Here is a 13,898-nt window from a genome sequence, read left to right as displayed (position 1 = left end):
GCGGGGCCGCGCGGGCCGGCCGCCGCCGCGGCTCAGCGCCGCAGCGTCGGCATCCCGAGCGTGATCGGCCCGGCGGGCGCGGGCTCGCCGTGGCCGTGCGGCTCCTCGACCAGACCCGCGCGGCGTGCCCAGGCGTCGCCGGCGCGGGTGCGGCGCAGCCGGAACGTGCCGCCGGCCAGGGCGGAGTCGGCGACCAGGTGGTGCGGGGCGCCGTGGGTCACCTCGACGGTGACCATGTCGCCGGGCCGGGGGCGCTCGCCCTCGGTCAGGCCGGGGGGCAGCGCCGCGTGCACGAGCCGGTTGTCGGCGGCGCGGCCGGTGATGCGGTGGGTGGCGCCGTCCTTGCGCCCCTCCCCCTCGGCGACGAGCACGTCGACGGTACGCCCCACCTGGCGCTCGTTCTCCTCGGTGGAGATCCGCTGCTGCAGGGCGGCCAGGCGCTGGTAGCGCTCGGTGACGACCTCCTGGGGCACCTGGTCCTCGCGGTCCGCGGCCGGGGTGCCCGGGCGCCGGGAGTACTGGAAGGTGAACGCGGAGGAGAACCGGCTGGCCTCGACGACGTCAAGCGTCGCCTGGAAGTCCTCCTCCGTCTCCCCCGGGAACCCGACGATGATGTCGGTGGTGATGGCGGCGTCGGGGATGGCGGCGCGGACCCGGTCGATGATCCCGAGGTACTTCGCCTGCCGGTAGGAGCGGCGCATCGCGCGCAGCACGGCGTCGGAGCCGGACTGCAGCGGCATGTGCAGGCTCGGCATGACGTTGGGCGTCTCGGCCATCGCCTCGATGACGTCGTCGGTGAACGCGGCCGGGTGGGGGGAGGTGAACCGCACCCGCTCGAGGCCCTCGATCTCCCCGCACGCGCGGAGCAGCTTGGCGAACGCGCCGCGGTCGCCGAAGCCGACGCCGTAGCTGTTGACGTTCTGTCCCAGCAGGGTGACCTCGATGGCGCCCTGGGCGACGACGGCCTGCACCTCGGCGAGGACGTCGCCGGGCCGGCGGTCGCGCTCCTTGCCACGCAGGTGCGGGACGATGCAGAAGGTGCAGGTGTTGTTGCAGCCGACCGAGATGGAAACCCACGCCGCGTAGGCGGACTCGCGCCGGGTGGGCAGCGTGGAGGGGAAGACCTTGAGGGACTCCTCGATCTCCACCTGCGCCTCGGAGTTGTGCCGGGCGCGCTGGAGCAGGGCGGGCAGCACGTCGAGGTTGTGGGTGCCGAGGACGACGTCGACCCACGGCGCCTTCTCGACGATGCCGGAGCGCATCTGCTGGGCGAGGCAGCCGCCGACGGCGATCTGCATGCCCGGGCGGGTGCGCTTGACCGAGGCGAGCTGGCCGAGATTGCCGAACAGGCGGGTCGCGGCGTTCTCGCGCACCGAGCAGGTGTTGAGGATGACGACGTCCGCGCCGCCGTCACCGGCCTCCGTGGCGCGGGCGGCTGCCTCCGGCACGGACTCGACCGGCACGTAGCCCTGCGCCTCCAGCATGCCGGCGAGGCGCTCGGAGTCGTGCACGTTCATCTGGCAGCCCAGCGTGCGCACCAGGTAGGTGCGCGGGAGTCCGTGCGAGGCGGGGACGGGCACGGCGGGGACGGGCACGGCGGGGGCGGGCACGGCGGGGGCGGTCTCGGCCGGTGGAGCAGCAGTCATGGTGGCAGCAGTCTAGGTTGCCGGGCGCCGCCGGCCCACGGCCCTGCGCGCGCGGACGGGCTACCCACCCGAAACGGAAATCTGACACACTCGGGGCGACGCCGAGCAGCGCCCGCTAGCGCTGCCGGCCACAACTTCACACGCCGACGACTCGCGGCGGGAGAGTCCCGCGCGCAGCGGGCGCCGAAGGAGCAACTCCTCCCCAGGAATCTCTCAGGCACCGGCACCGCCGTGACGAGGCAACTCTGAAGAGCAGCGACGGCCAGCCAGGCGCCGCTCACCGACGGTGCAAGCGGGCCCCGGCCCGCGGAAACTCTCAGGTCACGTGACAGAGCGGGGAGGACCTCATCGTCGGCGCGCCCGCGCCGCCCGACCCGGGAGTCCGCCATGGCACACCAGACCCTCGCCCCCCTGACGGAGCCGGTCGCGGCCACCTTCGCCGACCGCCACATCGGCGCCCGGCCCGACGACACGGCGACCATGCTCGACGAGCTCGGCCTGCCCAGCCTCGACGCCCTCGCCGACGCCGCCGTGCCCGCGGGCATCCGGCAGGCCGGACCGCTGGACCTGCCCCCGGCCCTGTCGGAGACCGAGGTCCTCGCCCGCCTGCGGGAGATGGCGGAGAAGAACGCCATGCGCGTGCAGATGATCGGCCAGGGCTACCACGGCACGGTCACGCCCGGGGTGATCCAGCGCAACGTCCTCGAGTCCCCGGCCTGGTACACCGCCTACACGCCGTACCAGCCGGAGATCTCCCAGGGCCGGCTCGAGGCGCTGCTGAACTTCCAGACGATGGTCGAGGACCTCACCGGCCTGCCGGTCGCCGGCGCCTCCCTGCTGGACGAGGCCACCGCCGTCGCCGAGGCCGTGCTGCTCATGCGCCGCGTCAACAAGGCCCGGGCCGCCGGCGCCGTGGTCCTCGACGCCGACCTCCTGCCCCAGTCCATCGCCGTGGTGCGTGGCCGGGCCGAGGCGCTCGGGTTCGACGTCGTCGTCGCCGACCTCGCCGCGGGCCTGCCGGACGGGGAGCTGACCGGCGTCGTCATCCAGCAGCCCGGCACCTCCGGCCGGGTGTGGGACGCCTCCGGCGTCATGGCCGCCGCCAAGGAGCGCGGCGCCATGGTCACCGTGGCCGCCGACCTGCTCGCCCTCACGCTGATCACCCCGCCGGGCGAGCAGGGGGCCGACGTCGCCGTCGGCTCGGCCCAGCGCTTCGGCGTGCCGCTGTTCTACGGCGGCCCGCACGCCGCGTACATGGCCGTGCGCAAGGGCCTGGAGCGGTCCCTGCCCGGGCGGCTCGTCGGGGTGTCCAGGGACTCCGCCGGCGACCCCGCCTACCGCCTGGCGCTGCAGACCCGCGAGCAGCACATCCGCCGCGAGAAGGCCACCTCCAACATCTGCACCGCTCAGGCGCTGCTCGCGATCGTGGCCAGCATGTACGCCGTCTACCACGGCCCCGAGGGGCTGCGCGCGATCGCGGGCCACGCCCACGACGCGGCCCGGACCCTCGCGACGGTCCTCGCCGGGCACGGCGTGGAGCTGGTGCACGAGAGCTGGTTCGACACCCTCACCGCACGGGTGCCCGGCCGGGCGGGCGCGGTCGTCGCCGCCGCGGAGGCCGCCGGGGTCAACCTGCGCCTGGTCGACGCCGACCACGTCGGCGTCTCCTGCGACGAAACCACCACGCCCGCCCACCTGGCGGCCGTCGCGCAGGCCTTCGGCGTCGCCGGCGCCGCGGCCCGGGTGGACGCGGCCGCCGCCGCGGTGGCCGACGGCGCCGCTCCGGAGGTCCTGCCCGCCGCCCTGGCCCGCACGTCCGCGTACCTGACCCACCCCACCTTCCACGCCCACCGCTCCGAGACGCAGATGCTGCGCTACCTGCGCCGCCTGGCGGACAAGGACCTGGCGCTGGACCGCACGATGATCCCGCTGGGCTCGTGCACCATGAAGCTCAACGCGACCACCGAGATGCAGGCGATGACCTGGCCGGAGTTCGCCTCCGTCCACCCCTTCGCCCCCGACAGCCAGACGGCCGGGTGGCGCGAGCTCATCGAGGACCTCGAGCGGCGCCTGGCGGTGATCACCGGGTACGACCGCGTCTCCGTCCAGCCCAACGCCGGCTCCCAGGGCGAGCTGGCCGGGCTGCTCGCCATCCGCGGCTACCACCGCTCCCGGGGCGAGGAGCGCCGCACCGTCTGCCTCATCCCCGCCTCGGCGCACGGCACCAACGCCGCCTCGGCGGTGCTCGCCGGGATGCGCGTGGTCGTCGTCGCCACCGCCGCCGACGGCACCATCGACGCGGCGGACCTGCGCGCGAAGATCGCCGAGCACGCCGACGACCTGGCCGCGATCATGATCACCTACCCCTCCACGCACGGCGTCTACGACGGCGACGTGCGTGAGGTCTGCGACGCCGTGCACGCCGCCGGCGGGCAGGTGTACATCGACGGCGCGAACCTCAACGCGCTCGTGGGCCTGGCGCAGCCCGGCCGGTTCGGCGGGGACGTCTCCCACCTCAACCTGCACAAGACGTTCTGCATCCCGCACGGCGGCGGCGGGCCGGGCGTGGGACCGGTGGCCGTGCGCGAGCACCTGGCGCCGTTCCTGCCCGCCGACGCCGCAGCCACCGGCGCCGATGGCGCGCCCGGCGCGCTGGGCGTGCCGGTGTCCGCGTCGCGCTACGGCTCGGCCGGCGTCCTGCCGATCTCCTGGGCCTACGTCGCCCTCATGGGCGCGGAGGGTCTGACCGCGGCCACCAAGAGCGCGCTGCTGGCGGCCAACTACGTCGCCCGGCGGCTCGACCCCTACTTCCCCGTCCTGTACACCGGCGCGTCCGGGCTGGTCGCGCACGAGTGCATCCTCGACCTGCGCGAGCTGACCGCCCGCACCGGCGTGACCGCCGAGGACGTCGCCAAGCGGCTCATCGACTTCGGGTTCCACGCCCCCACGCTGGCGTTCCCGGTGGCCGGGACGCTGATGGTCGAGCCCACCGAGAGCGAGGACCTCGGCGAGATCACCCGGTTCGTCGACGCGATGATCGCCATCCGCGCCGAGATCGACCAGGTCGCCGCCGGGGACCTCCCGGTCGAGGCGAGCCCGCTGCGGCTCGCGCCGCACACCGCCGCGGCCATCGCGGCGGCGGACTGGGACCGCCCCTACAGCCGGGAGCAGGCCGTCTTCCCGCTCCCGGGCGTGCGCCGGGACAAGTACTTCCCCCCGGTGGGCCGCATCGACGGCGCCTACGGCGACCGCCACCTCGTGTGCGCCTGCCCGCCCGTGACCGACTTCGAGGAGCGCGCATGACCGGCACGACCACCGGCCGCACCACCGCCCTGTACCCCGAGCACGCCGCGCTGGGCGCCACCTTCACCGACTTCGGCGGCTGGCAGATGCCGCTGCGGTACGCCTCGGAGCTCGCCGAGCACCACGCGGTGCGCCGGGCCGCGGGGCTGTTCGACCTCAGCCACATGGGCGAGGTTTGGGTCACGGGGCCCGCAGCCGGCGCCCTCCTCGACCACGCCCTGGTGGGCAGGCTCTCCGCGGTCGCCGTGGGCCGGGCCAAGTACTCCCTCCTGTGCGCCGAGGACGGCGGGATCGTCGACGACCTCATCACCTACCGGCTCGCCGAGGACCGGTACCTCGTGGTGCCCAACGCCGGCAATGCGGCCACGGTGGCCGCCGCGCTGGGCGGGCGTGCCGCCGGCTTCGACGTGACCGTCGACGACGCGTCCGCCGCCACCTCCCTCGTCGCGGTGCAGGGTCCGGCCGCCGAGGCGGTCGTGCGCGCGCTGGTCCCGGCCGGGCAGGCGGACGCTGTGACGGGGTTGCGCTACTACGCCGCCACGGACGCGACCGTGGCGGGCGTCGACGTCCTGCTCGCCCGCACCGGGTACACCGGCGAGGACGGCTTCGAGGTGTTCCTGCCCAACGCGGACGCGGCAGGGGTCTGGGCCGCGCTGCTCGAGGCCGGCGCCGCGCACGGGCTCGTCCCGGCGGGCCTGGCCGCGCGGGACTCGCTGCGCCTCGAGGCGGGGATGCCGCTGTACGGCAACGAGCTCTCCCGCGACGTCACGCCGTACGAGGCGGGCCTGGGCGGGGTCGTGGCGCTGGGCAAGGAGGCCGACTTCGTGGGCCGCGCCGCCCTCGAGGCCGCCAGGGCCGCGCACGACGCCGGGCAGGGCCGGGTGCTTGTCGGCCTGCAGGGGCAAGGACGCCGCGCCGCCCGGTCCCACCACCCGGTGGTCTCCGGCGACGCCGTCGTCGGGGAGGTGACCTCCGGCGCGCCCAGCCCCACCCTCGGGTTCCCGGTGGCGCTCGCCTACGTCGACCAGCAGCACGCCGCCGTCGGCACCGCGCTGGACGTGGACGTCCGCGGCCGGCGTGAGCCGTTCGTGGTCGTGGAGCTGCCGTTCTACGAGCGGGCGCGCTGACTACGAGCGGGCGCGCTGAGCCGCGGCGTCGCGTCTCCCCGCCCCGCCCCCAGTGGCCCGAGCGGTCGCCTACGCCGCGAGCCGTCACTAACGCCGCCAACCGTCACTAACGCCGCCAACCGTCACTAACGCCGCGAACCGTCACTAACGCCGCGGTCACCTGTGCCACGAGCGGTCGACGCGAGCTGCTAATGCCGCGAACTGACACCGACGGCGCGATCATCCGCCGAGCCCACGAGCGGCCACCGAACCATCGGTGCTTCGCGAGCCGCTGGCAGCCGGCACCGGCGCGGCGCTCGCCGCTTGACGTCGCCGACGATTTGTGAGCGCGCGCCACAACGCCGCACGAGACCGGCCGAGGTGCCGTCCCGGACAGGGCTTCGCCAGGGATCCTGCCGACCGAGCGGAACGGCGAGCCCCTGGCGGGTGCGGTCACCTATCCCAAGGCCGACAGGCTGTCCCCGACGGCTTTGGTCAACGGGTCGTCAAGCGGAGGGCTTATTGTGTCCTGACTGTTACCGATGCGTCACAGATCACGAAACATTCGGCAGTTAGGTTGACCACCATGACGGACCCGCAGCAGACCACCGCCCTCCCCGCGGAGCGCCCGGCGGTGCAGGGCCGGACCCTCGGCGATCCGCTCGTGCGCCTGACCGGCGTGAACAAGCACTTCGGCCAGCTGCACGTGCTCAAGGACATCAACCTCACCGTCCGGCGCGGCGAGGTGGTCGTGGTGATCGGACCCTCCGGGTCCGGCAAGTCCACGCTGTGCCGGGCGATCAACCGGCTGGAGCCGATCGACTCCGGCTCCATCACCATCGACGGCAAGGAGCTGCCCGAGGAGGGCAAGGACCTCGCCAGGCTGCGCGCCGACGTCGGCATGGTGTTCCAGTCCTTCAACCTGTTCGCGCACAAGACGATCCTCGAGAACGTCACGCTGGGCCCGGTCAGGGCCAAGGGGGTCAAGCCCTCGGAGGCCAGGCAGCGCGCGATGACGCTGCTCGAGAGGGTCGGCGTGGCGAACCAGGCGGGCAAGCACCCCGCCCAGCTCTCCGGCGGGCAGCAGCAGCGGGTGGCCATCGCGCGCGCGCTGGCCATGCAGCCCAAGGTCATGCTGTTCGACGAGCCGACCTCGGCGCTCGACCCGGAGATGATCAACGAGGTCCTCGACGTCATGACGTCGCTGGCCCGGGAGGGCATGACGATGCTCGTGGTCACCCACGAGATGGGCTTCGCCCGTCGTGCGGCCGACAGGGTGGTGTTCATGGACGCCGGCCAGATCGTCGAGGAGGCGAGCCCGGAGGAGTTCTTCACCAACCCGAGGTCCCACCGGGCGAAGGACTTCCTCTCCAAGCTGCTCACCCACTGAGGAGCAGTACCTCAACCGCTCCCCCTGGGAGCCGAATGCAAGGAGACAAGATGCGAGGCACGCGTAAGGCAGCCGGCGTGGCACTGACGCTGGCGGCCGCCCTCACCCTGGCGGCATGTGGTGGCGGCGGCGAGGAAGAGCCGGCGGCCGGCGGCGACACCGCCGCCGAGGAAGGCGGCGAGGGCGGCGCCGGTGGCGAGGGTCTGACCATCGGCATCAAGTTCGACCAGCCCGGCCTCGGCCTGAAGGAAGGCGACGAGTACACCGGCTTCGACGTCGACGTCGCCAAGTACGTCGCGGAGAAGCTCGGCTACTCCGAGGACCAGATCGAGTTCACCGAGGCCGTCTCCGCCCAGCGCGAGACCCTCCTCGAGAACGGCTCGGTCGACATGATTTTCGCGACCTACTCCATCACCGACGACCGCAAGGAGCGGGTCGCCTTCGCCGGGCCGTACTTTGTGGCCGGGCAGGACCTGCTGGTGCGTGCCGACGACGAGGACATTCAGGGCCCGGAGGACCTCGAGGGCAAGATCCTGTGCTCCGTCTCCGGCTCGACCTCCGCCCAGCGAGTCAAGGACGAGTACGCCGCCGGCACCCAGCTGCAGGAGTACCAGGGTTACTCCGAGTGCGTCGAGAGCCTGGCCGCCGGCACCGTGGACGCGGTGACGACGGACGACATCATCCTCGCGGGCCTCGCGGCCCAGCCGCAGTACGAGGGCCAGCTCAAGGTCGTCGGCAACCCGTTCTCCGAGGAGCGCTACGGCGTCGGGCTGCCGCAGGAGAACGACCAGTGCGAGGACATCAACGCCGCCATCCAGGAGATGATCGATGACGGCACCTGGGAGGAGCTCATCGCCAAGAACGCCGGCGAGAACTACACCCCCGACCCGGACCTGAACCCGCCGACCGAGTTCGAGGCCTGCGCCTGACCTGGCACGACGCGGTGCCTGGGCCGGCCACGCCGGTCCGGGCACCGCTTTCCGCCGCCCTCCGGGCGGCTGATCGGAGGACCACGTGGGCGACTACTTCGCCGACATGGCAGAGCTCCTGGGCAGCTACGACGTCCTCGGAGCATTCTGGGTCAACATCGAGCTGACCTTCTGGTCGGCGATCCTCTCGTTCGTCATCGGCACCGCCCTGGCGATCATGAGGGTCTCCCCAGCGCCCAGCCTGCAGTGGGTCGGCACCGCGTACGTCAACCTGGTGCGCAACACCCCGCTCACCCTGATCATCCTGGCCTCGTCGCTGGGCCTGTGGGGGCAGCTCGGGGTGGTCCTCGCGGACCGGGAGTCCCCGACCTTCCTCGAGTCCAACAACTTCCGGCTGGCGGTGCTGGGGCTGTCCGTCTACACCGCGGCGTTCGTGTGCGAAGCACTGCGCTCCGGGATCAACACGGTGCCCCCGGGCCAGGCGGAAGCCGCCCGGGCGATCGGCCTGAGCTTCGGCCAGTCCGTGCGGATGATCATCCTGCCGCAGGCGCTGCGCGGGGCCATCGCCCCGCTGGGCAACACGCTCATCGCCCTGGCCAAGAACACCACGGTCGCCCAGGCCGCCGGCGTGCTTCAGGCCGCCACCCTCATGACGACCATGATCGAGTTCGAGTCCTCGTTGATGGTCGCCATCTTCCTCGTCATCGCGCTCGGCTGGCTCGTCATCGTGCTGCCGATCGGCCTGGTCGCCACCTTCCTCTCCCGCCGACTGGGGGTCGCCCGATGAGCACCGTCCTGTTCGACGCCCCGGGGCCCCGTGGCCGCCGGCGCATCGTCACCCTCAACATCGTCGGCGTCGTCCTCGCCCTCGGCATCCTCGCCTGGGTGGTGTGGGCGCTGGCCGGCAAGGGGCAGCTGACCGCCGCCAAGTGGCAGCCGTTCCTCACGGCCTCGGTCTGGGAGGACTACTTCCTGCCGGGCCTGTGGAACACCGTCAAGGCGGCCGCCGTCGCGATCGTGACGTCGAACCTCTTCGGCCTGATCTTCGGCATCGGGCGACTCTCCCAGCTCGCCCCGGTCCGCTTGGTCAGCTCGGCCGTGGTGGAGTTCTTCCGCGCCGTGCCCGTGCTGATCCTGATGATCTTCTTCTGGAGCGTGTTCTCCTACGGCGGCTACGTGGACGCCGGCAGCGCCCCGTTCTACGGCGTTGTCGTCGGCCTGACGCTGTACAACGGCTCCGTCATCGCCGAGCTCGTCCGTTCCGGCGTGCACAACCTGCCGCGCGGGCAGCGGGAGGCGGCCCTCGCCATCGGGCTCACGCATGCCAAGAGCGTGCGCCTGATCGAGCTGCCGCAGGCGCTCATCGCGATGATGCCGTCGATGGTGAGCCAGCTCGTCGTCATCCTCAAGGACACCGGCCTCGGCTACATCATCACCTACAGCGAGCTGCTGCGGCAGGCGCGCCTGGTCGGCACCTCGAACGCCAACCTGCTGCCGGCGCTGCTCGTCGCCGCGGTGATCTTCATCGTCATCAACTACTCCCTGACCAAGGTTGCCGAGGTGGTCGCCCGGCGGCTCGACAAGCGCACCGCCGGCAAGGCCCGGGCCACTGCCGGGGACCCCACCGGCGCGGCCGCGGAGGCGGGCGGGGGCCTGCCCGGAGGCGGCGGCCGGACGCCCTGACGCACCCGACGGGGCGTCGGCAGAGCCACGCCCCGCATGCGACGAGGGCGGCCACCCCGCGGGGGTGGGCGCCCTCGGTGCTCCCTGGTCGGTGGCGCGCCAGGGCGGTTCACCGCCATCCCCGGCGGTCTTCGGTCGCCTCAGTCGTTCCAGGCGCCCCACCAGTCGTCCGGGACGTCGTCGCCGCCGTCCTCCTCGGCGAGCGCCTCGTCGACCACCCGCAGGGCCACGCCGGGGCCGAACCCCTTGCGCGCGAGCATGGCGGTCAGCCGGCGGCGGCGGACCTGCCGGTCGAGGCCCCGGGTGCTGCGCGCCTTCTTCTCCACGAGGCGGCGCGCCGCGGCCTCCTCCGCCTCGTCGTCGACCTGCTCGAGCGCATCGGCGGCCGTCTCGTCGTCGATGCCCTTTTTCCGGAGCTCGGCAGCCAGGGCCCGGCGCGCCAGCCCCCGCTCGGAGTGGCGGGTGCGCACCAGCATCTCGGCGTAGGCGGCGTCGTCCACGAGCCCCACCTCGGTGAACCGGTCGAGCACCCGGGCGGCGATCTCCTCCGGCACGTCCCGCCGGGCCATCGTCTCCTCGAGCTGGGCGCGGCTACGCGGCGCCGCCGCCAGCTGGCGCAGGGCGATGGCCCTCGCGACCTCCTCGGCGTCCGGCTCCGCATCCTCGGCGGCGGCGCCGGCCGGCGGCGGCTCCAGCTCGTCACGGGGACGGGAGGGCCGCCGCCGGCCGCCACCGGTGGTGCGCGTCATCCGGCTCAGAAGTCGACCGGGACCTCGCCGGGCTTGCCGGCGGCACCGTTCGCCTCGGCGTTCTCGGCGCTCTGCCCGATGCCGAGCTTGGCGAGGATCTTCTTCTCGATCTCCTCGGCGAGCTCGGGGTTGTCCTTGAGGAACGCCCGGGCCTTCTCCTTGCCCTGCCCGAGCTGGTCGCCCTCGTAGGTGAACCAGGCGCCGGACTTGCGAACGATGCCGTTCTCCACGCCCAGGTCGATGAGCCCGCCCTCGCGGGAGATGCCGTGACCGTAGAGGATGTCGAACTCCGCCTGCTTGAAGGGCGGGGCCATCTTGTTCTTGACCACCTTGATGCGGGTGCGGTTGCCCACCGGCTCGGAGCCCTCCTTGAGGGTCTCGATGCGGCGGACGTCCAGGCGCACCGAGGCGTAGAACTTCAGCGCCTTGCCGCCCGTGGTGGTCTCGGGCGAGCCGAAGAACACGCCGATCTTCTCGCGCAGCTGGTTGATGAAGATGGCGGTCGTGCCAGAGGCGGACAGCGCACCGGTGATCTTGCGCAGGGCCTGCGACATCAGCCGGGCCTGGAGACCCACGTGCGAGTCTCCCATCTCGCCCTCGATCTCCGCCTTGGGCACCAGCGCGGCGACCGAGTCGATGACGACGATGTCCAGCGCCCCGGACCGGATCAGCATGTCCATGATCTCCAGGGCCTGCTCGCCGGTGTCCGGCTGGGAGACCAGGAGGGCGTCGGTGTCCACACCGAGCTTCTTGGCGTACTCGGGGTCCAGCGCGTGCTCGGCGTCGATGAAGGCGGCGATGCCGCCGGCGCGCTGGGCGTTTGCCACGGCGTGCAGCGCCACGGTCGTCTTGCCGGAGGACTCAGGGCCGTAGATCTCGATGACGCGGCCGCGCGGCAGGCCTCCGATGCCCAGCGCCACGTCGAGGGCGACGGAACCGGTGGGGATGACCTGGACCTTGGGGCGGGTGTCGTCGCCCAGCCGCATGATCGAACCCTTGCCGAACTGGCGGTCGATCTGGCTGAGCGCGGCCTCCAGGGCCTTGCTGCGGTCGGCAACGGGTGCGGGCATGTCGGTTCACCTCTCGGCAGGCGGGCCGCCCGGGGGGCGGCCCAGTGTTCGGACAGGGCTGGTCTGGTACAGGGCCCGCCCTCTCCGGACGGCAACCTGCGGCGACGCTATGCCCGACCACTGACATCCGGACCGGGGCCGCCCACGCCGTGTGGAGATCCCTGCCCGTCGTCGCCTGTGGACGAGCCTACGACGAACGAGTGTTCGAACTGAGCCCGACACGCCGTTGGCGGGTCACGGGCTGGTCGGCGTCCTCCTCCACGTGCGGGGCGGGCCGACCGGAGGCGGTGATCACTCCCTCCAGGAACGCGCGGCCAGGTGGACCTCACGGCCGGCCGACCTGAGCTCCTCCGTGATCTGGCAGCCGGACTGCGCGCTACCCACCACCAGCACGCCGCCGTCGGGCAGCTGCCGGGGGTTGCGGTACGCGGCCGCGTAGAGCTGCCCGACGCCTGGCGGCAGCGCGGGCCAGCGGCGGTATCCGGGGCAGGTTCTCTCCTCCGGTCGCGGCGACGACGTCCCGCGCCATGAGCTCGCCGGCCGATGTCCGTACCCGCCACCGCCCGTCCCGCCGGGCCACCTCGCGGACCTCCACGCCGGTGAGCACCGGTGCGTGGCCGGCGATCCGCTCCAGCCGCCGCACCACGTCGGCACCCCGCAGGTAGGTGTGCGGGTCCTGCGTGCCGAGCATGGGGTTCATCCACCCGGGGTTGTTGAGCCGTAGCAACTCCCAGCGCTTCGTTCGCCAGCTCTGACCGACGTCGTCCCGCTCGAGCACCACGTGGTCGATGCCCCGCTCAGCCAGGGCCACGCTCGCCGCGAGGCCCGCCGGCCCGGCACCCACGACCACGGCGGCGACGGTGGTGGGCAGCGATGCGTCCATGGCTCCAGGGTCGGTGCGCGGGGCGGGGCCGTCAGGAACCTGGGTTCCACCGGCTCAGGCGGGCTGGGTCGAGGATGACGATCCCGTCCCGGTCCGTGCGGACGACGCCGGCCTCGCGGAGCCGCCGCAGCTCCCTGACCACACCTCGCGCACCGTCCCCGCGGCCTCCGCCAGCTCGCGCTGCGGAGCCGTGACGACGAGCTCGGCGGCCCGGTCCGCCGGTCCGGCCTCTCCGATCCGCGCGGACGCCAGGTCGAGCAGGTGACGGGCCAGCCGCTGCGGCACGGTCATGAAGACGTCGTCGGGAATCTCCAGGACCAACTGCTGGACGCGCTCGCTGAGCTCGGTGAGGAAGACGGCCGCAACCCGGACGTCGCTCGCCGCCAGGGCGCGGGCGACGGTCGGCGAGAGCCGCAGCAGCGAGGCGTCGGTCAGCGCCTGGATCGACACGGGCAGCGCGAGGTCGGCTGGGGCGAAGAGCGTCAGAACGCCGAGAGCGCGCCCCGACGGCAGTACCGGATGGTCAGCGCGTGCGCCCGTCCGGTGCGGTCACGAGCACCCGCAGTACCCCGTCGACGACGAGCTCGAGGTGAGGCCCACGCTCGCCGGCGTGGTGCGTCATGGACCCCGCCGGCACGCGCTGCACCCGGGCCCCGTGCAGCACGGCCCCCGTCACCGCAGTCGGCAGCGCAAACAGGTGGGACGCCGCAACGGCCGCGGTGACCTCGTCCACGTGATCGTATGAGCGCCAGGCCGCCGGGACGCCGTGAGCTGGTGCGCGTACCGGCTTCCGGCTCTGCGGCCTCGCCGTCAGGGTCGGCCGCGGCCCCGGCGCTCCTTCGGGTCGCGCCGGTGCCGCCAGCGGGTGGCGTCGTCGAGCTCCATCTCGTCGCACATCGCGTCCCAGACCTCGCGGGGCGGGACGCCGTCGGCGAGCGCCTGCGCCGCCGTGCGCCCACCCGCGCCGGCAAGGACGAGGTCCTCGGCGAGCGACCGGCCGTAGCCCGCGCCGAAGGTCTCCTCGACCACCTGCCAGAACTCCGAGTGCTTCACCCCTCCAGGGTGCCACGGGCGGGCCCGGCCGACGCCCGCCGCCCTGCGCCGCCCGCCCCCGCCCGCACGACCGGCCGGTGTCACCG

At 73.2% G+C, this 13,898-nt stretch carries 13 protein-coding genes and 1 riboswitch; of the genes, 6 read left to right on the top strand and 7 right to left on the bottom strand.

The window, feature by feature from the left end; genetic code table 11:
* Nucleotides 1-32: 32 nt before the first annotated feature.
* Nucleotides 33-1,646, bottom strand: a complete 1,614-nt coding sequence (gene miaB / locus ACF0H8_RS08270) for a tRNA (N6-isopentenyl adenosine(37)-C2)-methylthiotransferase MiaB (RefSeq protein WP_395288468.1) — start codon at nucleotides 1,644-1,646, stop codon at nucleotides 33-35.
* Nucleotides 1,647-1,793: 147 nt separating this feature from the next.
* Nucleotides 1,794-1,885: riboswitch (glycine riboswitch) on the top strand.
* 148 nt (nucleotides 1,886-2,033) lie between these two features.
* Between miaB and gcvP the strand changes: the two genes are divergently transcribed.
* The 6 genes from gcvP (at nucleotide 2,034) to ACF0H8_RS08240 (ending at nucleotide 10,057) form a co-directional block, all read left to right on the top strand.
* Complete coding sequence (gcvP, locus tag ACF0H8_RS08265) at nucleotides 2,034-4,949, top strand: aminomethyl-transferring glycine dehydrogenase (RefSeq protein WP_395288467.1); 2,916 nt, start codon at nucleotides 2,034-2,036, stop codon at nucleotides 4,947-4,949.
* Complete coding sequence (gene gcvT / locus ACF0H8_RS08260; protein WP_395288466.1) at nucleotides 4,946-6,076, top strand: glycine cleavage system aminomethyltransferase GcvT; 1,131 nt, start codon at nucleotides 4,946-4,948, stop codon at nucleotides 6,074-6,076. The genes gcvP and gcvT overlap by 4 nt, the downstream gene beginning before the upstream one ends.
* A 565-nt stretch (nucleotides 6,077-6,641) precedes the next feature.
* Nucleotides 6,642-7,445, top strand: a complete 804-nt coding sequence (locus tag ACF0H8_RS08255) for an amino acid ABC transporter ATP-binding protein (protein ID WP_395288465.1) — start codon at nucleotides 6,642-6,644, stop codon at nucleotides 7,443-7,445.
* 50 nt (nucleotides 7,446-7,495) lie between these two features.
* Nucleotides 7,496-8,374: a glutamate ABC transporter substrate-binding protein gene (locus ACF0H8_RS08250; protein WP_395288464.1), complete on the top strand. Its 879-nt coding sequence runs from the start codon at nucleotides 7,496-7,498 to the stop codon at nucleotides 8,372-8,374.
* A 106-nt stretch (nucleotides 8,375-8,480) separates the two neighbouring features.
* Entirely contained in the window at nucleotides 8,481-9,161 is a 681-nt protein-coding gene (locus ACF0H8_RS08245; RefSeq protein ID WP_395290842.1) for an amino acid ABC transporter permease, read from the top strand.
* Nucleotides 9,158-10,057, top strand: a complete 900-nt coding sequence (locus ACF0H8_RS08240; RefSeq protein ID WP_395288463.1) for an amino acid ABC transporter permease — start codon at nucleotides 9,158-9,160, stop codon at nucleotides 10,055-10,057. Before ACF0H8_RS08245 ends, ACF0H8_RS08240 begins: the two co-directional genes overlap by 4 nt.
* A 140-nt stretch (nucleotides 10,058-10,197) precedes the next feature.
* On the opposite strand, the gene ACF0H8_RS08235 is transcribed toward ACF0H8_RS08240, so the two are convergent.
* The 6 genes from ACF0H8_RS08235 to ACF0H8_RS08210 all read right to left on the bottom strand — a co-directional run bounded on the left by ACF0H8_RS08235 (nucleotide 10,198) and on the right by ACF0H8_RS08210 (nucleotide 13,812).
* The gene (locus tag ACF0H8_RS08235) at nucleotides 10,198-10,806 is read right to left on the bottom strand and encodes a regulatory protein RecX (RefSeq protein WP_395288462.1); all 609 of its coding nucleotides are present in this window, start codon (nucleotides 10,804-10,806) and stop codon (nucleotides 10,198-10,200) included.
* 5 nt (nucleotides 10,807-10,811) lie between these two features.
* Entirely contained in the window at nucleotides 10,812-11,876 is a 1,065-nt protein-coding gene (gene recA / locus ACF0H8_RS08230; protein WP_395288461.1) for a recombinase RecA, read from the bottom strand.
* 376 nt (nucleotides 11,877-12,252) lie between these two features.
* The gene (locus ACF0H8_RS08225; protein WP_395288460.1) at nucleotides 12,253-12,759 is read right to left on the bottom strand and encodes an NAD(P)-binding domain-containing protein; all 507 of its coding nucleotides are present in this window, start codon (nucleotides 12,757-12,759) and stop codon (nucleotides 12,253-12,255) included.
* Nucleotides 12,760-12,813: 54 nt separating this feature from the next.
* Complete coding sequence (locus ACF0H8_RS08220) at nucleotides 12,814-13,209, bottom strand: Crp/Fnr family transcriptional regulator (protein ID WP_395288459.1); 396 nt, start codon at nucleotides 13,207-13,209, stop codon at nucleotides 12,814-12,816.
* Between the two features lie 73 nt (nucleotides 13,210-13,282).
* Complete coding sequence (locus tag ACF0H8_RS08215) at nucleotides 13,283-13,492, bottom strand: hypothetical protein (RefSeq protein WP_395288458.1); 210 nt, start codon at nucleotides 13,490-13,492, stop codon at nucleotides 13,283-13,285.
* Nucleotides 13,493-13,569: 77 nt separating this feature from the next.
* Complete coding sequence (locus ACF0H8_RS08210) at nucleotides 13,570-13,812, bottom strand: DUF3046 domain-containing protein (RefSeq protein WP_395288457.1); 243 nt, start codon at nucleotides 13,810-13,812, stop codon at nucleotides 13,570-13,572.
* Between the last annotated feature and the right edge of the window lie 86 nt (nucleotides 13,813-13,898).

This window comes from Georgenia sp. AZ-5 (assembly GCF_043952095.1).
GTDB lineage: Bacteria > Actinomycetota > Actinomycetes > Actinomycetales > Actinomycetaceae > Georgenia.
This window is presented reverse-complemented; position numbering and strand designations above follow the sequence as displayed.